20 protein-coding genes are annotated in these 22670 nt (G+C 72.6%); 16 read left to right on the top strand and 4 right to left on the bottom strand.

The genetic code is table 11. The annotated features are described in order from the left end of the window. The first annotated feature begins 42 nt into the window (after positions 1-42). From EAE32_RS02815 to EAE32_RS02795, 5 genes are all read left to right on the top strand, one after another. Positions 43-3060: an FAD-binding and (Fe-S)-binding domain-containing protein gene (locus EAE32_RS02815; protein WP_121864116.1), complete on the top strand. Its 3018-nt coding sequence runs from the start codon at positions 43-45 to the stop codon at positions 3058-3060. Next, complete coding sequence (locus EAE32_RS02810) at positions 3057-3827, top strand: DUF4232 domain-containing protein (RefSeq protein WP_121864115.1); 771 nt, start codon at positions 3057-3059, stop codon at positions 3825-3827. The genes EAE32_RS02815 and EAE32_RS02810 overlap by 4 nt, the downstream gene beginning before the upstream one ends. Next, positions 3817-9111, top strand: coding sequence for an Lhr family helicase (locus EAE32_RS02805; RefSeq protein ID WP_121864114.1), 5295 nt, complete (start codon positions 3817-3819; stop codon positions 9109-9111). Before EAE32_RS02810 ends, EAE32_RS02805 begins: the two co-directional genes overlap by 11 nt. Positions 9112-9188: 77 nt before the next feature. Then, positions 9189-9392 carry a CopG family transcriptional regulator gene (locus EAE32_RS02800; protein WP_121864768.1) on the top strand — a complete coding sequence of 68 codons (204 nt, stop codon included), beginning with the start codon at positions 9189-9191 and terminating at the stop codon, positions 9390-9392. After that, the gene (locus tag EAE32_RS02795) at positions 9389-9751 is read left to right on the top strand and encodes a type II toxin-antitoxin system death-on-curing family toxin (RefSeq protein ID WP_121864113.1); all 363 of its coding nucleotides are present in this window, start codon (positions 9389-9391) and stop codon (positions 9749-9751) included. The genes EAE32_RS02800 and EAE32_RS02795 overlap by 4 nt, the downstream gene beginning before the upstream one ends. A 64-nt stretch (positions 9752-9815) precedes the next feature. Here EAE32_RS02795 and EAE32_RS02790 read toward each other — a convergent pair whose 3' ends face one another. After that, on the bottom strand, positions 9816-10358 hold the full coding sequence (locus EAE32_RS02790; protein WP_121864112.1) for a GNAT family N-acetyltransferase: 543 nt from the start codon (positions 10356-10358) through the stop codon (positions 9816-9818). 107 nt (positions 10359-10465) lie between these two features. On the opposite strand from EAE32_RS02790, the gene EAE32_RS02785 reads away from it, so the two are divergent. From EAE32_RS02785 to EAE32_RS02770, 4 genes are all read left to right on the top strand, one after another. Beyond that, positions 10466-10660, top strand: a complete 195-nt coding sequence (locus tag EAE32_RS02785) for a hypothetical protein (protein WP_124035153.1) — start codon at positions 10466-10468, stop codon at positions 10658-10660. 99 nt (positions 10661-10759) lie between these two features. Further along, positions 10760-11050: a hypothetical protein gene (locus EAE32_RS02780; protein ID WP_121864110.1), complete on the top strand. Its 291-nt coding sequence runs from the start codon at positions 10760-10762 to the stop codon at positions 11048-11050. Further along, complete coding sequence (locus tag EAE32_RS02775) at positions 11047-11403, top strand: type II toxin-antitoxin system RelE/ParE family toxin (protein ID WP_243635548.1); 357 nt, start codon at positions 11047-11049, stop codon at positions 11401-11403. The genes EAE32_RS02780 and EAE32_RS02775 overlap by 4 nt, the downstream gene beginning before the upstream one ends. Positions 11404-11448: 45 nt before the next feature. Then, entirely contained in the window at positions 11449-12585 is a 1137-nt protein-coding gene (locus EAE32_RS02770; RefSeq protein WP_121864109.1) for a DNA-formamidopyrimidine glycosylase family protein, read from the top strand. Between the two features lie 71 nt (positions 12586-12656). On the opposite strand, the gene EAE32_RS02765 is transcribed toward EAE32_RS02770, so the two are convergent. Further along, entirely contained in the window at positions 12657-13676 is a 1020-nt protein-coding gene (locus EAE32_RS02765; protein ID WP_121845682.1) for a CAP domain-containing protein, read from the bottom strand. Between the two features lie 210 nt (positions 13677-13886). Then, positions 13887-14879, bottom strand: a complete 993-nt coding sequence (locus EAE32_RS02760; RefSeq protein ID WP_243635547.1) for a pseudouridine synthase — start codon at positions 14877-14879, stop codon at positions 13887-13889. Positions 14880-14941: 62 nt separating this feature from the next. Here EAE32_RS02760 and idi point away from each other — a divergent pair, with 62 nt between their 5' ends. After that, the gene (idi, locus tag EAE32_RS02755) at positions 14942-15484 is read left to right on the top strand and encodes an isopentenyl-diphosphate Delta-isomerase (RefSeq protein WP_121846828.1); all 543 of its coding nucleotides are present in this window, start codon (positions 14942-14944) and stop codon (positions 15482-15484) included. A gap of 22 nt (positions 15485-15506) precedes the next feature. Here the strand turns inward: idi and EAE32_RS02750 are convergent, their stop codons facing one another. Beyond that, entirely contained in the window at positions 15507-16205 is a 699-nt protein-coding gene (locus EAE32_RS02750) for a type 1 glutamine amidotransferase domain-containing protein (RefSeq protein WP_121864108.1), read from the bottom strand. 127 nt (positions 16206-16332) lie between these two features. On the opposite strand from EAE32_RS02750, the gene EAE32_RS02745 reads away from it, so the two are divergent. The 6 genes from EAE32_RS02745 (at position 16333) to EAE32_RS11860 (ending at position 22637) form a co-directional block, all read left to right on the top strand. Then, a complete protein-coding gene (locus EAE32_RS02745) occupies positions 16333-16911 on the top strand; it encodes a TetR/AcrR family transcriptional regulator (RefSeq protein WP_207803848.1) in 579 nt (192 codons plus the stop codon). A gap of 64 nt (positions 16912-16975) precedes the next feature. Then, positions 16976-17899, top strand: a complete 924-nt coding sequence (locus tag EAE32_RS02740) for an NAD-dependent epimerase/dehydratase family protein (protein ID WP_121864106.1) — start codon at positions 16976-16978, stop codon at positions 17897-17899. A gap of 122 nt (positions 17900-18021) precedes the next feature. After that, complete coding sequence (locus tag EAE32_RS02735) at positions 18022-19194, top strand: glycoside hydrolase family 76 protein (RefSeq protein ID WP_121864105.1); 1173 nt, start codon at positions 18022-18024, stop codon at positions 19192-19194. 62 nt (positions 19195-19256) lie between these two features. Beyond that, entirely contained in the window at positions 19257-19799 is a 543-nt protein-coding gene (locus EAE32_RS02730; RefSeq protein WP_121864104.1) for an NUDIX hydrolase family protein, read from the top strand. A gap of 21 nt (positions 19800-19820) precedes the next feature. Continuing rightward, a complete protein-coding gene (gene tgt / locus EAE32_RS02725) occupies positions 19821-21107 on the top strand; it encodes a tRNA guanosine(34) transglycosylase Tgt (protein WP_121864103.1) in 1287 nt (428 codons plus the stop codon). A gap of 120 nt (positions 21108-21227) precedes the next feature. After that, entirely contained in the window at positions 21228-22637 is a 1410-nt protein-coding gene (locus EAE32_RS11860; RefSeq protein ID WP_207803847.1) for a polysaccharide deacetylase family protein, read from the top strand. The last annotated feature ends 33 nt before the right edge of the window (positions 22638-22670 follow it).

Here is a 22670-nt window from a genome sequence, read left to right as displayed (position 1 = left end):
ACGCACTTGGACACCTCGCGGCGCGTAGGTGAGAGTTGGGGCATGACCGAGCTCCGGGACGATCTCACCACACGCGCCGCCTACGTGTCCGACGCCTCGATCTACCGCAGGCTCCCGGCCGCCGTGGCCGAGCCCCGCTCGGTGGCGGAGATCCGCGAGCTGCTCGCCACCGCCCGGGAGAACGGGTGGCCGGTGACCTCCCGCGGTGCAGGCACCTCGGTGGCGGGCAACGCCATCGGCGAGGGCCTGGTGATCGACACCTCCCGGCGCTTCCACCGCATCCTGGAGATCGACCCGCAGGCCCGCACCGCGCGCATCGAACCCGGCGTGGTCTGCGACCAGCTCCGGGACGCCGCCGCCGAGTTCGGCCTGACCTACGGCCCGGACCCCTCCACGCACTCGCGCTGCACGGTGGGCGGGATGGTGGCCAACAACGCGTGCGGCTCCCACTCGGTCGCGTGGGGCACGAGTGCCGAGAACCTCGTCTCCGTCACGGTCATGCTGGGCGACGGGCGCCTCGTCACCCTGGAGGCGGGGGCCACCTCCGAGCCCGCGCTGACCTCGCAGCTGGAGCGGCTGCGCAACGACCACCTGGCCGTGCTGCGCACCGAGCTGGGCCAGTTCCCGCGCCAGGTCTCCGGCTACGGGCTGCACCACCTGCTGGGCGAGAACGGCTTCGACACCGCCAAGGCCTTCGCGGGCACCGAGGGCACGTGCGGGATCATCACGGAACTGACCGTGAAGCTCGTGGCCAGGCCCGCGCACACCGCGCTCGCGGTGCTGGGCTTCGAGGACGCCATTGCGGCGGCCACCGCTGCTCCGACGCTCCGCGTCCCGGGAGTCACGACCATCGAGGGCATGGGCTCGGACCTGCTGGCCGCGCTGCGCACCCGCCCGGGCCAGGAGCACGCCGGGTCGGAGCTGCCCCGCGGGGGCGGGTGGCTCTACTGCGAGGTCGCCGGGGACACCCCCGAACAGGCGTACGACGCCGCCCGCGCCCTCCCCGCGCTGGTCCAGGAGACCGTGGTGGACTCGGTGGTCGTGGGGGACCCCGCCCAGGCCCGTGCCCTGTGGCACATCCGCGAGGCCGGTGCGGGCATCGTGACCCGTCTGCCGGACGGCGGCGAGGCGTGGCCCGGGTGGGAGGACTCCGCAGTGCCCCCGGCCCGGCTGGGTGAGTACCTGCGGGACCTGTACGCCCTGCTGGACGAGATGGACCTGCGCGGCATCCCGTTCGGGCACTTCGGCGAGGGCTGCGTGCACATCCGGATCTCGTTCGACTTCAGCACCGAGGCCGGGGTGGCGCAGTACCGCGAGTTCATCGAGCGCGCCGCGGAGCTGGTGCACCGCTACGGCGGTTCGGTCTCCGGGGAGCACGGGGACGGCCGCGCCCGCTCCGAGCTGCTGGGCACCATCTACACTCCCCAGGCGCTGGCGGCCTTCGCCCGGTTCAAGCGGATCTTCGACCCCGAGAACGTGTTCAACCCGGGGGTCGTGGTGGACCCGGAGCCCCTGGACCAGGGCATCCGCCCCGGCCCGGGCGCGCGCACGTTCGAGCTCACCCCGGTGCACGCCTTCTCGCACGACAACGGCTCGTTCGGCCAGGCCGTGAACCGCTGCGTGGGCGTGGGCGCGTGCCGCTCCGACTCCGGGGCCATGTGCCCCTCCTTCCACGCCACCGGGGACGAGGTGCACTCCACGCGCGGGCGCATGCGCTCCCTGGCGGAGATGCTGCGCGGCGAGCACCTCACGGACGGCTGGAAGTCCAAGGAGACCTACGAGGCCCTGGACCTGTGCCTGTCCTGCAAGGCGTGCGCCACCGAGTGCCCTGTGAACGTGGACATGGCCACTTACAAGGCCGAGTTCCTGCACCACCACTTCCGGCAGGGGCTGCGCTCGTTCGTGGGCCGGGACCGCCGCCCCATGGCGCACTTCACCATGGGGTGGATGCCGTGGCTCATGCGGATCGCCGCGCGGGTGCCCGGTTCCCTGCGCGCGGTCAACGCCCTGGAGCGCATCCCGGCGGTGGAGGCACTGACCAAGCGGCTCGGCGGCATCGAGCCCCGCCGCGACATGATCCGCTTCAACGACACCCCGTTCACCGCGTGGTTCCGCGCCCGTTCCCGGCACGCCGCCTCGGGCGAGGTGCGGGGCACCGCGTCTCCGGGCACCGGGGACGACGCCGCCGGTGCCGGTCCGCGCGGAGGTGGCCGTGCGGCGTCGTCGTGCGGGGGTGGCCGGACGGCGTCGTCGTCCGGGGGTGCCAGGACGCGCGGAGCCGTGGGCGAGGACCCCGCCGGACGCCCGTCCGTGGTGCTGTGGCCGGACACCTTCACCACCTACTCCGCAGACGGGCCGGGCAAGGCGGCCGTGGCGGTGCTGGAGGCCATGGGCTACCGGGTGCTGATGCCCATGGGTCCCGTGTGCTGCGGGCTCACGTGGCACTCCACGGGTCAGCTGGACATGACCCGGAAGGTGCTGCGGCAGACGCTGGACGTGATGGCGCCGCTGATCGAGGCGGGGTACCCGGTGATCGGGCTGGAGCCGTCCTGCACGGTGATGCTGCAGCACGAGATCACGGAGCTGCTGCCCGAGGATCCGCGGGCCCACGCGGTGCGCACCCTCACCCGCACGCTGGGCGAGTTCGCCGCGGAGCACCTGGAGGCCGGCGGTGACTGGCCGTTCGAGCCGCTGGAGACCCGCTCGGGCCCGAGCAGCGCAGTGTGCCAGGTGCACTGCCACGAGAAGGCGCAGGGTGACTACTCGCCCGAGCTGCGGGTGCTCGCCGAGCTGGGCGTGGACACCTCTGTGGTGGGCGGTGGGTGCTGCGGGCTGGCCGGGAACTGGGGTTTCGAGCCCGGGCACTACGAGATCTCGCAGACGCTCGGGGAGCGCACCCTGTTCCCCGCGATCCGCGCGGCCGAACCCGGCGCCATCGTGCTCGCGGACGGTTTTTCCTGCCGCACGCAGATCGCCCAGGGCACGGGTGCCGACGCGGTGCACCTCGCCGAGGTGATGTTCGCCGCATTGCGGACGGAACGTAGGACACTGTCAGCATGACGACCACCTCGCCCACCCCCAGGGGCACCCGCAAGCACTCCCGCCCGCTGCTCGCCGCCACCGCGCTGACCGCTCTGCTGGCGCTCTCCGCGTGCGGCTCGTCGGAGGACCCGAAGCCCGCGGACACCGCCAGCCCGAGCACCACGGCGTCTGCTTCCGCCAGCTCCTCGCAGAGCGCGTCCGCGTCCCCCACGCCGTCCGCGTCCTCGGAGACCGCCCAGGCCTCCGAGGCGTCCCGGGCCGAGCCGGAGAAGACACAGGCCGCCCCGGAGGAGACCCGCAAGGCCACCTCCCCGGAGCTGACCATGCCCACCGCGAGCCCCTTCGACAAGGAGAAGGCGGACGCCCAGGCCGCCGGCGGGGTGTGCAACGCCTCGCAGCTCAGCGGCACCGCGGCCCCAGAGCAGGGCGCGGCGGGACACACCATCGTGTCCCTCACGCTCACGAACAAGGGTTCCGCACCGTGCACGCTCACCGGCTACGCGGGGGTCTCGTTCGTGGACGCCTCCGGGGCCACCGTGGGCGCCCCGGCTTCGCGCGAGGGCGCCGGGGCCGGGGCCGTGACGCTTCAGCCGGGGGCCTCCGCGAGCGCCGGACTGAGCGTGACCCAGCCCGGCGTGGTCGGCCAGACCTGCAACCCGCACGACGTCACCGGCCTGCGCGTCTACCCACCGGGCAGCCACGAGTCGCTCGTGGTCTCCTACCCGGGGCAGGCCTGCGGCAACCCCAAGGTCTCCCAGCTGCAGGTCAAGGGTTTTGGGTCCTGATCCGGTCCTGAACCTCTTCTCCCCCGCGACCGCGCAGTGGTTCGACGCCGCGTTCAGCGGGCCCACGGCGGCCCAGCGCGGCGCGTGGGAGGCTATCTCAGCGGGCCACCACGCTCTCGTGGTGGCCCCCACCGGTTCCGGCAAGACGCTCGCCGCGTTCCTGTGGTCCGTCGACCGGCTCCTCACGGCCAAGGGCCCCGCCCCCACCGGGGACGACGACGCCGCCGCCCTCCCCGAGGACCGCACCTCGGTGCTCTACATCTCCCCGCTCAAGGCCCTGGGCGTGGACGTGGAGCGCAACCTGCGGGCACCGCTGATCGGCATCACGCAGGCCGCGAAGGCCGCCGGAGGTGAGCCCCCGGAGATCTCCGTGGGGGTGCGCTCCGGTGACACCCCGCAGGCCATCCGCCGCTCCCTGCTGGCCCACCCACCGGACATCCTCATCACCACGCCCGAGTCCCTGTACCTCATGCTCACGTCCAAGGCGCGGGAGACCCTGAGCCACGTGAACACGGTGATCATCGACGAGGTGCACGCGATGGCCGGCACCAAGCGCGGTGCGCACCTGGCGGTGAGCCTGGAGCGGCTGGACGACCTGCTGGAGCGCCCGGCCCAGCGCATCGGGCTCTCCGCCACGGTGGAGCCCGTGGACACCGTGGCCGGTTTCCTGGGCGGTTCCCAGCCCGTGGACGTGGTGCGGCCCCCGTCCGAGAAGGACTGGGACCTCACGGTCTCCGTGCCCATCCCGGACATGACCGTGCTGGGCGGTGCGGCGGCCTCCCCGTCCTCGGACGGCTCCCCGAACCTGGACGGGGACCTGGGCGGCTCCGGTCAGGCGACCGCCTCCATCTGGCCGCACGTGGAGGAGCGGATCGTGGACCTCGTGGAGGCCCACCGCTCCACCATCGTGTTCGCCAACTCCCGCGGGCTCGCGGAGAAGCTCACGGCACGACTCAACGAGATCCACGAGTTCCGGCTGGAGAACGCACAGGAGGCCGCGGTCCAGGCCGGCGGGGACCGCGAGGGCGGCGACCCGGTGGCGCTCGGGGACGCCCTCTCCGGGCTGCTCGCTGAGAGCGAGGCGCGCGCCGCGGGCAGCCGGACGGCCACCGGCCCGGACCCGCAGGACACGGACGACGCAGAGGACACGGGCGGCACGGGGAGCACCGCCGACGGCTCCGGCCCCCGGCCCGCGCAGGACGGGACCAGCGCGCGGGCCCGGACGGGCGGCGTCGTCCCCTCCGGCGGTGAGCGGGAGCCTGCCGCGATCCCCCGCCAGAGCAACCGCCACGAGGGGGCGTCCCCCGTGCTCGCCCGCGCCCACCACGGCTCGGTGTCCAAGGACCAGCGCAGCCTGATCGAGGAGGACCTCAAGACCGGGCGGCTGCGCTGCGTGGTGGCCACCTCGTCCCTGGAGCTGGGGATCGACATGGGCCACGTGGACCTGGTGGTCCAGATCGAGTCCCCGCCCTCGGCGGCCTCGGGCCTGCAGCGCGTGGGGCGCGCCGGGCACCAGGTGGGCGAGGTGTCGATCGGGCGGATCTACCCCAAGCACCGCGGGGACGTGCGGGACGCCGCCGTGATCGCGGAGCAGATGCTCCAGGGGAACCTGGAACCGCTCTCGGTGCCCGCCAACCCCCTGGACATCCTGGCCCAGCAGACGGTCTCCGCGGTGGCCGCCGAGGACGTGGACGTGGAGGCCTGGTACGACACGGTGCGCCGCAGCGCGCCGTTCCGCTCCCTGCCGCGCTCCGCGTACGACGCCGTGCTGGACCTGCTCGCCGGGCGCTACCCCTCGGACGAGTTCGCCCAGCTGCGCCCGCGCCTGGTGTGGGACCGGGAGACGGGAACGCTGCAGGCCCGCCCCGGTGCGCTGCGCCTGGCCACCACGAGCGGCGGGACCATCCCGGATCGCGGGCTGTTCCCGGTGTTCCTGGTGGGCGAGCAGGACTCGAAGTCCCCCAAGCGCGTGGGCGAGCTGGACGAGGAGATGGTCTACGAGTCCCGCGTGGGGGACATCATCGCCCTGGGCGCCTCCAGCTGGCGGATCGAGGAGATCACGCACAACCGGGTGGTCGTGGCACCCGCCCCCGGGGTTCCGGGCAAGCTGCCGTTCTGGCACGGGGACGGGCTGGGGCGGCCCGTGGAGCTGGGGCGCGCCGTCGGCCGCTTCACCCGCGAGCTGGCCGGGGCCCCGGGCGGCGAGGCCCGCGAGCGCCTGGCGGTGTCCGGGCTGGACGAGTGGGCGCAGGACAACCTGCTGGCGTACCTCGCGGAGCAGCGCGAGGCCACGGAGCACGTGCCGGACGACCGCACGCTCATGGTGGAGCGGTTCCGGGACGAGCTCGGGGACTGGCGCGTGGTGCTGCACAGCCCGTTCGGCACACCCGTGCACGGGCCGTGGGCGCTGGCCGTGCGGGCCCGGCTGGACGAGCGCTGGGGTCTGGACGCGTCCGCCCAGGCCGCGGACGACGGCATCGTGCTGCGCGTGCCCGCCACGGACGAGGAGCCCCCCGGTGCGGAGCTGTTCCTGTTCGACCCCGAGGAGCTCGAGCGCACCGTGACCGAGGAGGTGGGCGGTTCCGCGCTGTTCGCGTCCCGGTTCCGGGAGAACGCGGCCCGCGCCCTGCTGCTGCCGCGCGCGGACCCCGGCAAGCGCACGCCGCTGTGGCAGCAGCGCCAGCGCTCGGCGCAGCTGCTGGACGTGGCCCGGAAGTACCCGCAGTTCCCGGTCATCCTGGAGACGGTGCGCGAGTGCCTCCAGGACGTGTACGACGTCCCCGCCCTGCTCCAGCTGCAGCGGGACCTGGCCGGGCGGAAGCTGCGGGTGGTGGAGACCACCACGGACTCCCCCTCGCCGTTCGCGCGCACCCTGCTGTTCGGGTACGTGGCCCAGTTCCTCTACGAGGGGGACTCCCCCCTGGCCGAGCGCAAGGCCGCAGCCTTGTCCCTGGACCCCGCGCTGCTCAACGAGCTGCTGGGCCGCGCCGAGCTGCGCGAGCTGCTGGACCCCGACGTCATCGAGACCACCGTCCTGCAGCTGCAGCGCCTCGCCCCGGACCGCCGGCTGCGCGGGGTGGAGGGCGCCGCGGACCTGCTGCGCCTGCTCGGGCCGATGACCGCCGACGACGCCGCGCTGCGCCTGCGCCTGCGCGCCGAGGGACCCGTTCCGGCGGGAACCGCATCCCCCGCGACCTCACCAGCTGCGCCCGACGCCGCGGGGTCGGGTGCGGTGGTGTCGGAAACGGCGGCACCGAGGACCGTGGACTCCACCTCCGCGCTGCCCACGGCCGCGGCGGAGGCCGCGAGCGCCACGGCCGACGCGGCCGACGGGCGCTCCGGTGACGCGGCGGCGTCGGACGATCCCGGTGCGGAGGAGGACCCGGAACGGTCCGAGGACCCGGCGTACCGAGCCATCTCCCCGGAGGCCGCGCGCGAGCTGCTGGACGCCCTCGTGGACAGCAACCGGGCGATCGTGCTGCGGGTGGGCGGGCGCGAGGTGTACTGCGCGGTGGAGGACGCCGCCCGGATGCGGGACGCACTCGGCCAGCCGCTGCCCATGGGGGTGCCGCTCGCGTTCCTGGAACCCGTGGCGGACCCCGTGGGGGACCTCGTGTCCCGGTACGCGCGCACCCACGGACCGTTCAGCGTGGCCGAGGCGGCGCAGGCCCTGAGCCTGGGCCCGGCCGTGGTGGAGTCCGCGCTGCGCGGTCTGGCCAAGCAGCGGCGCGTGAGCGAGGGGGCGTTCCGGCCGAGCGGTGACCCGGCGGCGTCGGACTCGGAGTGGTGCGACATCGAGGTGCTGCGGACCCTGCGGCGTCGTTCGCTCGCGGCGCTGCGCGCGGACGTGGAGCCCGTGGACCCGCAGGCGTACGCCACGTTCCTGCCCGCGTGGCAGCACGCCGCGAAGGGGCACCAGCTGCGCGGGCTGGACGGGGTGCTCACCGTGGTGGACCAGCTGGCCGGGGTGCCGATCCCGGCGTCCGCGTGGGAGCCGCTCGTGCTCGCGCAGCGCGTGGTGGACTACCGCCCGGCCATGCTGGACGAGCTCATGGCCACGGGCGAGGTGATCTTCTCCGGCGCCGGGTCCCTGGGCGGGGAGGACGGCTGGGTGGCGTTCCACCTGGCCGAGGCCGCGGAGCTGTCCCTGCCGCCCGTCGCGCAGCTGGACGCCGCAGCGGACGCGCTGGACTCCGCGCTCGAACGCGAGCTGCTCACCGTGCTGCAGGGCGGCGGCGCGTACTTCGCGTGGCAGCTGGTTCAACCCCTCGCGGCGGCGGGCGTCACCGTGGACATGGCCCAGCTGCGCACCGCGCTGTGGAACCTGCTGTGGGCCGGGCTCGTCACCAACGACACATACGCGCCCGTGCGCGCGCTGATCTCCGGCGGGCACTCGGCGCACAAGACCCCCAGGCGCCCGGCGCGCTCCCGCTCGGCGGGCCGGCGCGGGGCGGCCCGGCTGCGCGCGGTGGGGCGCGGCCCCGCTGGTTTCGACCCTGCGGGTTCCTCCGACGACGCCGCCCCGTCCGGCACGCGCGTGGTGCGCGCCTCCGGGGGTGGCGAGGACCGGGCGACGGCCGGGCGCTGGTCCGTGCTGCGCCCCGAGCCGCTGAACCCCACCGTGCGGGCCCAGGCCCAGGCGGAGCTGCTGCTGGACCGCTACGGCATCCTCACGCGCGGTCCCGTGGCGGTGGAGGACGTCCCCGGCGGGTTCTCCACGGTCTACAAGGTGCTGCGCGCCCTGGAGGACGCGGGGCGGGCACGCCGCGGCTACTTCATCGAGGGACTCGGGGCCGCCCAGTTCACGCAACCCGCGACGGTTGACGCGCTGCGCAGCTTCACGGACGACGACGCCGCCCGCAAGGGTGACCCCCAGGTCCTCGCCCTGGCGGCCACGGACCCGGCCAACCCGTACGGCGCGGCACTGGAGTGGCCGGAGGCCGTGGTGCTGGAGTCCAGCACCAAGCACCGCCCGGGCCGCAAGGCCGGTGCCGTGGTGGTGCTCGTGGACGGCGCGCTGACCCTGTACCTGGAGCGCGGCGGCAAGACGGCGCTGGCGTTCGTCTCGGACGCGGGTCTGCTGCACCTGGCTGCGGAAGCCGTGGCCGGTCTGGTGCAGCGCAAGGCCGTGGACTCGCTCGTGGTGGAGAAGGTCAATGGGGACTCGGTGCTCTCCTCGGAGGAACTCGTCACCGCGGTGCGGGACGGACTGCTCGCGGGCGGGTTCTACCAGACGCCGAAGGGCGTGCGGATGCGGGCGCCGGTGGGTGGGGGCAGGGGGTGAGGTACTGCAATCCCGCGCGGGTCCCCTCGTCGAAAGCGCTCCCACCCGGTTGATACCACCTTGATACCATGGCCCGCATGGCCATGACCTTGCGACTGACAGAAGATGACGAGCGCGTCCTGGCGGACCTCGCGGAGGCGGAGGGCATCAGCCGCCAAGAGGCGACGATCCGGGCCATCCGCGAGGTAGCCGCGCGCCGCGGCCACGAGCGCCGGGTGAGTGAGTCCTCGGCGCGCGCTCGGGCGCGGTACGCCGATGTGCTGGACCGGCTCGGACGGTGACGCAGCACCTCACCACGGAGGACCTGCTGGGGCTGGCCGAGGATCTCGGCGTGGGTCCCGTGCGGGACCTGGGCCTGCTGGATGCCGCCGCGCACCGCCCCACCACGGCACTGTGGGGCCGTGAGGCATATCCGCCGCTGGACGAGAAGGCTGCCGCACTGCTGGAGTCACTCGTCCATCACATGCCGCTGGTCGACGGGAACAAGCGTCTTGGCTGGCTGGCCACCGTGGTGTTCCTCGACCTCAACGGCGCCCGGATCGAAGCCCCGGACGACGACGCCTACGACCTCGTCATCGCCGTGGCGAGCGGGCGGAGCACCCTGCAGCACAGTGCGGAGATGCTGAGCCGCTGGCACTGATGTCGGCCGCGCACGCGGCGCAAAGCCACAACGGTCCTCCCTCGGTACATGGCCGCATCACCGATTACGGCGTCCGCCCGAGCACCAGCGCAAGAACCTCATCGCTCAGATCCCGGTCGGCGAGGACCAGGCGAACGGCCTGTTCATCGGGATTCCCTCGATCGGGCCCCCTGTACCTCAGGGACAGGCCGGCCTTCTTCGCCACTAAAACGGAGGGGGCGTTGTGCTCGAGAACTTTGGCCACAACGGGAAGGGCCGCCCGATTCCGTCTAGCTGCATCAACAGCTGCGCCCGCGAGTTCCGTGGCCAGACCTCTGCCTTGGGCCTCCGGCGCAAAGCGGTACCCCAGGTTCCAATAGCGATCTTTCTGACGCGTGCATCCACCGGTCCCCACCACCCGACCGCCCTCCCGCACTATCCAGGAGCCCAGGCCGTTTGCCTGCCAGTCCTCCATCCACCGCGTAAGCAGAGCGTTCGTCTGCTCACGAGAGGTGAGTCGACCGCTCGGGAAGTGGGTCCATGTCCGAGCGTCCGAATAGATGCGGTGGATGTCCTCGAGGTCGGACAGGGTCGGTGGATCGAGGCTAAGGCGAGCGGTGCTGTCCATGCGGCAAGCCTGCCACGGTGGAGCACATGAATCGGGCGTCTGCTCACCACCGCCCCAGGAATTCCGGAGCGCCCACCCGGAACGCCAGATCTGACAGGATGGCCGACATGGCCCCATTCAAGAACACGTCGCACACGTACCAGGTGGGAAAGTTCTTCATCGGGATCGGCGCGGTGGTGGCGGTCATCTTCTTCGTTCTCGACCCTCGGGCGAGCATCGTGAGCCCCGGCCTCGCCCTGATCGAGGTCGGATTGGTCCTACTCGTGATCGGGTGGTTCCGCCACCCTGGCCGCAGGCGATAGCGCTCCCCCTGCTGTGGGGCTGCCCACCCCTCAGATTGACCAGCATCATGAGTACGCAAACGTGTACACATAGACGTACACGTCACGTACACTCGTCCCATGGCATCACTCCTTTCCCATCCCCTCACCAGCCGCGAAGCGCGCGAAAGCCTCGGGGACACCCTCCAGCGCTTCCGTACCGAGGGGCTGACGGCTGAGCCGGTCACCTTCGGAGCGCAGCGCAAGCCAGAGGCGGTGATGATCCCCTACGAAGCCTTCGAAGCCATTGCTCCCCTCCTGGAGGACCTGGCCACGGCGGAGACCGCTCGGGCTCGCATTCGCGCCGGTGGAGCCTCCCCCCTGTCCGAAACCGCAGAGGCACTGGGCCTCGACCCCGCTGACTTCCAGTGACCCGTCGAGCGCTGAAGCTCACGAAGCTACCGGGCTTCGAGGAGGACGTTCTCGCGTTGCCTCGAAAGCCTCACGACATCGCCAAGATGGCGCTGGAAAGACTCGTCTTCATCCGCGACGGGACGATTCGTGGGGTTCCTCTCGAGGATCATGCTGGAACAGGTGATCTGTCGGACTGCTACAAGTTGTACTTCGACCCCGTCCCGACGAGAAAGCCGCGATACCGCCTGGTCTACCGCTACACACCCAACGAGGTTCAGGCTGTGGCGCTGGAGGCGGTGTCCGTGGGCGAACGCGAGGGGCTGGCGGTCTATCTGCAGGCCGCAAAGCGACTCGGACGAGACACGCACTGAGTCCAAAGCTTCCCCCGGGTCTCAGCCACTACTCAGGAGGCCCCCGTGCCCGAAGGTGATTCCGTCTACCGGCAGTGCAAGATGCTGCGTGAGGCGCTGGAGGGTGCGGTGGTCGAGAGCTCGGACTTCCGGGTGCCCGCGCTCGCCACCTCGGACGTCTCCGGGCGCACCGTGGTGGCCGTGGTGCCACGGGGGAAGCACATCCTCATCCGGCTCTCCGCCGCGCCGGACGCCGAGGAGATGCGCTCCGGCGCCGAGCCCCTCACCCTGCACTCGCACCTGATGATGGACGGCACCTGGCGGGTCTTCGACCGGCAGAGGGATGACGACGCCGCCCGCCCCGGCGACGCTCACACCACCGGCAGCGCTGCCGGGGAAAACGAGGCGCCGCGCAGGGGAACCGGTGCTGCGCCCCAGCCCGGCGCGCGCGGGCGGGGAGCTGCCCGTGCGGCGTCGTCGGCCGGCGGTGGCACGGGCAGCGTGCGGCGGAGCCGGCCCGGCGCGAGCCCCTACCGTCCGCGCGCCAGACGCGGTGGGAGCGTGCGGTCAGCCGCGGAGGCGCGGACCCGGATCAGCGCGGACGTGGCCATCGGGCAGGGCTCGCACACCATCCGCGCGATCCTGCGCACCCAGGACGTGGAGGCCGTGGGCTTCGACGTGAAGGACGTGCGCCTGGTGCCCACCCGGCTGGAGGACCAGGAGCTCGTGGGCTACCTGGGCCCGGACATCCTCGGCCCGGACTGGGACCTGGAGAAGGCGCTGGAGCGGCTGAGCGCGCAGCCGGACCGTGCGATCGGCACCGCGCTCATGGACCAGCGCAACCTCGCCGGGATCGGCAACGTGTACCGCGTGGAGACCCTGTTCATGTCCCGCACGAACCCCTGGGCCCGTGTGGACTCGCTGCCGGAGGGGAAGCTGCGGGAGATTGTCGTCCTCGCCCACAAGCTGCTGCACCTGAACAAGGACCGCTCCATGCGCTCCACCGTGGGCCAGGCGCCGCAGGGCCGCCCCCTGTTCTGGACGTACGGCAAGGACGGTCAGCCGTGCCGCCGCTGCGGGACCGTGCTGAAGCGCGGGGAGATCGACGACGCCCTGCTCACCGTGGATCCCGCACCGTCCCGCACCGCGGTGCAGCACCTGCGCACCATTGCGTGGTGCCCGCGGTGCCAGGCCGCGGAGTGACGGAACCGCCCCGCGGACCCGTGCCGAGGCAGGGAGTCCGCGGGGCGGCGTCGTCGGACGGGGCGCAGAGGTCAGCGGGTGACCCAGGTGCGGCCCGTGGTGCGGGACCAGTGCGCGGTGTACCCGTTGGAGAAGCGCTGCTGCACCTCGGAACCTGCGCTGTACTCCTCCGTGAGGGGGTAGCCCCAGCCGCGCTCGAAACCGGCGCGCTGCCACGCCTGGCCGATGCCGCCGGACTCCTTGACCGCGTGCGCACCGGTGCGGGCGGTCCACAGGATCTTGTGCCGGGCGCCGTTCGCAGCCCGGAAGTTCTGGTAGATGCCGCCGTCGACCAGTCCGCCGCGCTGGATGGCCACGGGCGCGCCCACCACGGGGGCGCCACCCATGGCGAGGTAGCGTGCGCGGATCCCGCCCGTCACCGGAGGAAGAGCGGCCGCGGCACCAGTGGGCGGCGCAGGCTTCATCTGTGGGGCCACGGCCCCACCCGTCACACTGCTGCGGGTGTCCGCCGGGGCCCCGGCACCCGGGAACCCGTAGGAGTCCACGGTGCCCACGAGCCGCCAGCCCTGCCCGTTGCCACCCAGCTGGCCGTCCACGTAGGTGAGGCCGATGCCCACCACCTCCATGCGCGGGTCCGTGAGCACCTTGTTGTGCGCGGGCGAGTTCTTCCACCACGTGGTGAGGTCCGTGACCGAGTTCTGCCAGGACAGGGCGTGGATCTCCCCGGCGGCGTCGTACCCGGCGGCACGGCGGTCCGTGAGGAACGTGTTCGAGTGGTCGATGACCTCCTGCCGGACCAGGCGGTCCGACTGCCCCTGCGCGATCCCGGACAGGGACGGGGAGTACTTCACGGGCTGCAGCCCGCGGGACGCGCGGTGGCTGTTGATCTGTCCGAGCATCTTCTGGGCGTCAGCGTTGCGGGTGCCCGAGGAGACGGAGACGATGTCCGACGGCGCGGCGTCGGCACCGGGGGCCGTCACGAGACTGCCGGTCACCAACACGGCGGCCGCGGCGCTCGCCGCGGTGAGGGTGGAGAGGGCACGGTGCAGGACGCCCGGACGGGTGCGGGCAGAGAGGTGGCGAGGGGGCATGGCGGGATCTTTTCGTCGTCGGGCGCGCATGCGACCCACCACGGGGTGCGGCGGGGGCGGTGCACGGTGCGGGGACAGCTCACGTCGGCAGGCACCGACCGGTGCGGCGCACACCGGGTGTCGGCGTGCGCGGCGTGGGCCCAGAAGGGGAGGAAAGACCCGCGGCCACGGTACCCCGGCGGGGCATGGGGCGGTGCCGCGCGTCACATATTACGCAATCGTTACGTTGTCGCCGCTCGTGGCCGCCGCGTGCCTGCTCGGCGTCAGGCGGGAGTCGATCCGCACGGGCTGTCCCGTCCTGGGGTGGATGAACTCGAGGGAGCGCGCGATCAGCTGCAGGGGGTTCTCCGGGTCCTCCACGTCGAAGTCCTCGCGCGGTGCGGGGTAGAGCTTGTCCCCGCGCAGCGGCAGACCCAGCGAGGTCATGTGCACCCGGATCTGGTGGGTGCGTCCGGTCAGCGGGGCGATCTCGTACAGCCCCCACCGCCCCTGCGCATCCGTGAACGTCTCCGCGCGCCGCACGTCCGTGACCGCGTTGACCTCCCCCGGCTCCTCGAAGGCCTGCACCACGCCCTGGATCTTGCGGATCCGGGACTCCACGCGCACGGGATCCTCCCCCACGCGCCCGTTCACCCCGGCCACGGCCCAGTACGTCTTGCGCACGGTGCGCTCCTGGAACATCCGGTGGAACGCCCCGCGGTCCTCGGCGTGCTTGCACAGCAGCAGCACCCCTCCGGTGGAGCGGTCCAGGCGGTGCAGCGCGGAGATCTCGTCGTTGCCGAACTGGCACCGTGCGGCCACCACCACCGACCGCCGCACGTTCTCGCCCTTGGGGGTGCTGCACAACCCGTGCGGCTTGTCCACGGCCAGGATCCAGTCGTCCTCGTGGAGCACGTCCAGGGTCACGGGAGCGGCGTCCTCGTCCGGGACCGGGCGGTGGAACCACACGGAGACCCCCGCCTCGTACGGGGTTTCCGGGGTCACGACGCCGCCGCCGTCCCCCAGCACCCGACCGGCCGCCACCTGCTCGCGGAACCAGGCGGCGTCGTCCGGGAAGCGGCGCTGCACGTACTCCACCGCGGTGGCGGGAAGGCCGGGCAGCGCGTCCAGCACGGGGTCCGGGGCGCCAGGGCCCGGCATCCGCACCCGGGCGGGGCCCACGCCGCGCACCGTGGGCAGCGGCGGGCTCACGCGGCGCCTCACGGGGTGTCCTCGCCTGTCGCTACCATGGGCGGGAACCTAACACACGACCGTGAGGCGGCCAGGTGGACCAGCACAGCACCCCGGAGCGCGTGATTCTCCTGGACGGCAAGCACCGCCCGGCCGGAACGGCCCTGAAGTCCGAGGTGCACACCGAGGACACCCCCCTGCATCTGGCGTTCTCCTGCCATGTGCTCGACGCGCGGGGCCAGGTGCTCGTGACCCGGCGCGCGCTGAGCAAGCGCACGTGGCCCGGCGTGTGGTCCAACAGCTTCTGCGGCCACCCCGGGCCGGACGAGTCCTTCGAGGACGCCATTGCGCGCCGCGCCCGCCAGGAGCTCGGGCTGGAGATCCGGGACCTCACCCTGGTGCTGCCCGAGTTCCAGTACCGTGCCACGGACGCCACCGGCGTGGTGGAGAACGAGTTCTGCCCGGTGTACGTGGCCGCCACGGACGCGGAGCCGCGCCCCGCGGAGACGGAGGTGGCGGAGTACGCCTGGACGGCCCCGCGGGACCTCACGGCCGCCGTGACCAGCGCGCCCTACGCGTTCAGCCCGTGGCTCGCGGACCAGCTCCGGGAGTCCGCGCTGCGGGAGGCGCTGGGCTGAGGGGGGCCCGCGGCGTCGTGCGTCAGGCGAGGTCCGCGAGGATCCGCTCCGCGAGCGCGTGCGCGGACTGCGGGTTCTGGCCCGTGTAGAGCGCGCCGTCCACCTCCACGAAGGGGCGCAGCGGCAGCAGCCCCTTGCGGTAGTCGATCCCGGCCTCGGTGAGCGCGTCCTGCAGGTACCACTTCGCCTTCCACCCGAAGGGGTTCAGCCGCTCCTCCGCGTTGGACAGCCCCGTCATCCGCCGTCCCGCGAAGGGGTTGCCGCCCTTCTCGTCCGCCGCGGCCAGCACGGCGACGGGCGCGTGGCACAGCAGTGCGAGCGGCTTGCCGGAGGCCAGCCGGTCCCGCAGCAACTCGCCCGAGACGGGGTCGAAGGCGAGATCCTCCATGGGCCCGTGGCCGCCGGGGTAGAACACGAGGTCGTACTCGGACTCCTCCACCTGGTCCAGGGCAACGGGGTGCTCCAGCTGCCCCTGAATGGAGTCGAGGTACGCACGGACCTCCTTGCGCCGCTTCGGGAGACCGCCCGCGCCCCCCAGGCTCAGCTCGTCCAGCGTGGGAGCGACTCCCCCGGGCGTGGCCACGGTGATGTTCCACCCCGCCTCGGTGAACAGCCGGTGCGGTTCCGCCAGTTCCTCGGCCCAGTAGCCGGTGGGGTGCACCGAGCCGTCCTTGAGCGTCCACCCGGTGGCGGCGGTGACGACGAAAAGCACCTCGGTCATGTGCGTGTCCTCTCGGTGGTGGTGCCGCGGCTCGACGGGTCCGTCCGCACCCGCGCCCGCGTGCGGTGGCGCGAACCGTCGGCCGACCCTAAAGTGTTCACCGTCAACTTTAGGCGGGGGAGCACCGGTGTCAACGACCACGCGCAAGCAGTCCCACCACCACGGCAACCTGCGAGAAGCCCTGGTGGAGGCCGGAATCGCCCTACTGGAGGCCGGGGACGCCTTCTCGCTGCGGGCCGTGGCGCGCCAGGTGGGCGTGTCCCAGACCGCCCCCTATCGGCACTTCCCCGACAGGTCCCACCTGGAGGCCGCCATGGCCACCACCGGTTTCGTGCGGCTGCGGCGGCGGCTCGAGGGCGTGCTGGCACACCCCGAGCCCGCCGCCTCCGTCCTCACGGGCCTGGCGGTGGCCACCGTGCGCTTCGCCGCGGAGAATCCCGCCCTCTACACCCTCATGTTCTCCCGGTACTGCGGGGCCGACGACGCCCGCCTCCCCGCGTCCGCCGAGGTCTTCGACCTGCTGCAGCGCGCCGCCACGCGGCACTTCCCCGGCGTGGACGCCCACCACCTGGCCACCGCGGGCTGGACCATGACGCACGGACTCGCCTCCCTCCACCTGAGCGGCCAGCTCCGCGCGGCAACCCCGTCCGAGCTGGACGACCGGGTGGCCGGCGCCTTCTCCGCCGTGCTGGCCGCCCACCCCTGACGCCCCACACCCCGTTGCGGCCGTGGAGCCGCACCGCGAACCACCACCCCGGAAGGACCACCCCATGCAGACCATCCTCGGAGCCGGCGGACCCATCGCCGATGAGCTCGCCCGCGAGCTGCACCGCGAGTTCACGCACGACATCCGCCTCGTGAGCCGCCACCCCTCCCTCGTCAACACCACCGACGAACTGGTGGCCGCGGACCTGACCGACGCGGAGGCGACCTCGCGCGCGGTGGCGGGCAGCGACGTCGTCTACCTCACAGTGGGGCTGCCCATGGACTCCGGGTTGTGGGAGGAGAAGTTCCCCGTGATGATGCACAACACCATCGCGGCGGTGAAGGAGCACGGCGCGAAGCTCGTGTACTTCGACAACACCTACATGTACGCGGGGACGCCCGAGCCGCAGACCGAGGACACCGCGTTCGCACCCAACGGGCGCAAGGGAGCAGTGCGCGCCGAGATCGCGACCCTGCTGCTCAAGGAGATGGAGACCGGGACGATCGACGCGCTGATCGGGCGTGCCCCGGAGTTCTACGGGCCCGGCAAGACCAAGAGCTGGACCAACACACTCGTCTTCGACCGCATCCGGGCGGGCAAGCGGCCGTTCGTGCCGGTCAGCGCGAGCACGCGTCGATCGCTGATCTGGACCCCGGACGCGAGCCGCGCGCTCGCCCTGATGGGCAACACCCCGGACGCGTTCGGACAGACCTGGCACCTGCCCATCGACCAGGACCGGCTCACCTACCGGCAGATGATCGAGATCGCCTCCCAGGTCACCGGCCGGAAGATCCGGTACACCGTGCTGCCGCGCGCCGTGTTCGTCGCGGGTGCGCGGTTCATTCCGACCCTGCGGGAGGCCAACGAGCTGCTGCCGCGCTACCGCGGGGACAACCTCTTCGACACATCCCGGTTCGCGGAACGCTTCCCCGAGTTCCAGGTCACCCCGTACCGTCGGGGCATCGAGGAGATCCTCGCGCAGGACTGAGCCGCGCTCAGGCGGGTTCTGGGGGCCGCCCCGCCCCCATCCGCCCCCGCCAGGGGCGGCCCCACCGCACCTACCCCCGGTAGGCTTCTGCCACACCCCACCAACCCCGCAGGAGCACCGCGATGCCCGAGTCCCCCGCCCACCGCGCCGCCACGGCCGCCCGCTCCGTGGACCGCCTGTTCGGCTCCCGCGCCTTCCGGGTTCCGGGCACGTACCTGGGCGCCGTCGCGTTCCCGCACCCCCGCCGGGGCCCGTGGCACTACTGGTGGCAGGCGCACCTGATGGAGGCGTTCGTGGACGCCGCCGCCCGCGAGCGCCTGGCCGGTCACCACGACGACGCCGCGCGCGCCCGGTCCCGCGCGCACCAGCTGCTGCGGGGCATTGCCGTGCACAGCGGCGGCCGGGTGACCAACAACGTGTTCTTCGACGACATGGCGTGGCTCGCCCTGGCCCTGGGCCGGCTGCGCCACGAGGACGTCACCGCCACGGGGGCCACCACGCGCGCGGTGCAGGACGACGGCGTGGCGCTGGCCAGGCGGCTGGACGCGGGGTGCGACGGCAACCTGGGCGGCGGTGCGTGGTGGAACATGACCCGCGACTACAAGAACACCGCCTCCACTGCGCCGGTGGCGCTCACCTTCCTGCGGATGCACCGCGTGGCGCAGGCCCGGGAGCTTCTGACGTGGCTCTTCGACACCCTCTTCGACGCCGAGCGCGGCGTGTTCCTGGACGGCATCCGCATGGTCGCCGCGGGCTCGGGCTCGGAGATCACGGCGGTGGACCCGCACGTGTACACCTACAACAGCGGCCCGGTGCTCGGTGCGGCCCTGGAGCTCGCGGAGGCCGTCACGGACCCGGACGAGAAGCAGCTGTGGCTCTCCCGCGCCGCGGCCCTCGTGCACGGCGCCGCCCGTGAGTTCACGGTCCCCGGACCCCACGACCGCCCGGTGCTGAAAGGCCAGGGCGGCGGGGACGCCGGACTGTTCACGGGGATCCTGGCGCGCTACCTGGGCGACGCGGCGGCGTCGTCCGCGCTGGACGCCGAGGCACGCGGGAACGCACGGGCCCTGGTGGCCGACACCGCGGACGCCCTGTGGGACGGACGCCGCGAGTTCGACCCGGACGAGGACTTCTCCCGGCCGGGCGCCACGGGGGGCGAGACCGTGGCGGTGTTCTCCCCGGAGCCGTCCCAGCACGCGAACCAGGCGCAGCGCACGGGCGCACCCGTGGAGCTGAGCACCCAGGTGCAGGCGTGGACCGTCCTGGAGGCGGCCGCGCGTTCGGCTGACCGCTGAACCAGCGGCGTCAGGGGCGTGATCCCTGGCACGCAGGGGTGTGGCGGGGGTAGAAACGAACCATGAGTTCAGTACGCACACCGGACCCGAACCCTGGCTGGCTCAGCGAGGAGGACCTCAACCGCGCCCGGGCGTCCCTGCCCATCGTGTACGTCCAGGCCATTCCCGTGCGCCTGGACCCGCTGGGCTGCCTGTCCGAGATCGGGCTGCTGCTCACCGCCACCGACGAGGGCCGCATGGTCCGCACGTTCGTCTCCGGGCGCGTGATGTACCGCGAGACCGTGCGCGCGGCCCTGCTGCGCCACCTGGAGAAGGACCTGGGACCGCTGGCCATGCCGCAGATGCCCTCCACCACCGTGCCGTTCGCGGTCTCCGAGTTCTTCCCCTCCCCCTCGGAGACGGGACTCACCGACGACCGCCAGCACGCCGTGGCGCTGAGCTACATCATCCCCGTGCGCGGCGAGTGCGAGCCCCGCCAGGACGCCCTGCAGCTGTCCTGGATGACCCCGGACGAGGCCCTGTCCCTGGACGTCCAGGAGGAGTTCGAGGGCGGGCGCGAGGACCTCATCCGCCAGGCCATCGCCCACGCCGGCTGGGGCCGCTAGCAAACCCGGCACAATGGTGGGGTGCCCACCACAGAACCCACACCCCCGTTCAGCTTCGAGCTCCACACGAGGTTGCGTGACAGCCCATCCGTCCCGCCGGAGCGGGTGGCGGAGAACGGCGGGCAGTTCCAGGCCAGGACGGGTACGATCACCACGCCGCACGGGCAGATCCGGACCCCGGCGTTCATCCCCGTGGCCACCCAGGCCGCCGTGAAGGCGGTGCTCCCGGAGTCCATGGCCGCGGAGGGTGCGCAGGCGATGCTCGCCAACGCCTACCACCTGTTCCTCGAGCCCGGGGACGACGTCCTGGACGAGGCCGGCGGGCTGAGCACCTTCATGAACTGGCCCGGACCCACGTTCACGGACTCCGGCGGGTTCCAGGTGATGTCCCTGGGCTCGGGGCTGGGCAAGGTGATCGACATGTCCACCGTGGCCAGTCCCCTGGGGGACTCCCAAATGGCACCGGGCCAGAAGCGCATGGCCCGCGTGGACAACGACGGCGTGTGGTTCCGCTCCTACCTCAACGGGGACCTGCACCGGTTCACCCCGGAGGTCTCCATGCGGGTGCAGCACAACATCGGCGCGGACATCATGTTCGCGTTCGACGAGCTCACCACCCTCCACAACACCCGCGAGTACCAGGAGATCGCCCTGGAGCGCACCCGCCAGTGGGCCCTGCGCTGCGTGGCGGAGCACCGGCGGCTCACGGAGGAGCGCGCCACCAAGCCGTACCAGGCGCTGTTCGGCGTGATCCAGGGCGCCCAGTACGAGGACTTCCGGCGGAAGGCGTGCCGCGACCTCTCGGAGATGGGCTTCGACGGCTTCGGCATCGGCGGCGCACTGGAGAAGTCGCAGCTGGGCACGATCGTGCGCTGGTGCACCGAGGAGCTGCCGGAGAACACTCCCAAGCACCTGCTGGGCATCTCCGAGCCGGACGACATCTTCACCGCGATCGACAACGGCGTGGACACCTTCGACTGCGTCTCCCCCACCCGCGTGGCCCGCTCCTCCGCCGTCTACACCCCCACGGGCCGGTTCAACCTCACGAACATCCGCTTCAAGCGGGATTTCACGCCCATCTCTGACACGTGCCCCTGCTACACGTGCACGCACTACACCCGCGCGTACCTGCGGCACCTGTTCAAGTCCAAGGAGCGCAACGCCGCCACGCTGGCGTCCATCCACAACGAGCGCTTCGTCCTGGACCTCGTGGCCGGCGCCCGCACCGCCATCGAGGCGGGCGACTACTTCGAGTACCGGGACGCGTTCCTGGGCACCTACTACGGCACCACCGAACCGGGCGCCTGAGCACGACGACGCCGCAGGGCCGGCTCCACGGCGTCGTCACCCGATCCCCGGACCGTCCGAGGGGCAGCAACACACCCGGGGCGGGAGGCCGGCTCGGCCGGGCCGTGAAACAATTCCGCGGTGGCCCCGTTCTCCCCCCGTCCCCTCCTCGCCCTGGCACTCGTGGTGGCCCTCGCCGGCTGCTCCGCTGGTTCGCCCCGCGGTGACGGCTCGTCCACCGCCTCCCCCGCCGCGACCCTGCCGGCGCCCGGCCCCGTGGTCCTGACGTCCTCGAGGCCCGCCGATGTGGTCCCGGCCCCGATCCACCTCTCCCCCGCGGACGCCCACGTGGAGACGTCCCGCGGCGCGCCGCGCTACGCCCTGCAGTGGCCCACGCTGGCGCAGGCGCCGGCCCTGACGAAGGCCCTGGCCTCTCGGGCCGGCGCCTGGCGGGACGAGTTCCTGACCGGGGCGGGTGGAAAGCGGCCCGCCGCTCCGGAGCTCCACGTGCGGTGGGAGCCCGTGGTGCATGCCGGTTCCCTCCACGGGGTGCGTCTGGTCAGCCGTCCGAGCACGAGCGGCGCCGCCACGCGGGAAACCACGGTGTACGGCGACGGCGACGCCAGCTGGTCCTCGGAGGACCTCGTTGCCGAGAAGTCCCGGCAGAGTCTGCTGAAAGCCGTCTCCCAGGCCGTGGCGCACGAATCCCACGAGAACGGGGCCGAGAGCCTCACCCCCTCGCGCGCACTGTCCGACGTGTCCTTCACGAGCACGGGGGACATGGTCGTGAACCTCTCCCACGGCCTGACCGGGCCCGCACCCAGGAGTGGACTCTCCGCCAGGATCTCCGATCCCCAGCGCTACCTGTCCGCGCGGGGGCGGCAGGTGCGTGCAGCCATGACCCGCCCGGTGGACGCCGCACCTACGACCCCCGTGCCGCGCCCCGCACACACGACGGACTGCACGAGGGCGAAGTGCATCGCCCTGACGTTCGACGACGGGCCCGGCCCCTTCACCTCGGCGATCCTGGATGCCCTGGAGAAGGCGAAGGCCCGCGCCAGCTTCTTCATGATCGGCTCCGCGATCACGACGGACCCCGGCATCGTGCGCCGCATGGCCGCCGCGGGCATGGGCGTGGGGAACCACACGTGGTCCCACCCGCAGGTCACGGCGCTGACTCCGGACCAGGTCACGGGGGAGATCACCCGGCAGTCTTCCGCCGTTGCCGCGGCCACGGGCCACGAGCCCTTCGCCGTGCGCCCCCCGTACGGCGCCTTCACGAGAAGCACCCCGCACGCCGGGCTCCCTTTCGTGCTGTGGGACGTGGACACGGAGGACTGGAAGAACCTCGACCCCACCCGCACGACGCAGCGAGCGCTCAGCGGCGCGCACCCCGGCGCAATCGTCCTGATGCACGACATCCACCCCTCCACCGCGAAGGCCCTGCCGGGGATCATCGCGGCGCTGCAGAAGCAGGGATACACGCTCGTCACCGTGGACGAGCTCCTGCCCGGGATGGACCCGTCCGGTTCGTACTACTCGGCGGGGTAGCCGCCCACTGGTCGGCGCCCCCGCCGCAATCGA

This window comes from Kocuria tytonicola (assembly GCF_003687175.1).
Taxonomy (GTDB): Bacteria; Actinomycetota; Actinomycetes; order Actinomycetales; family Micrococcaceae; genus Kocuria; species Kocuria tytonicola.
This window is presented reverse-complemented; position numbering and strand designations above follow the sequence as displayed.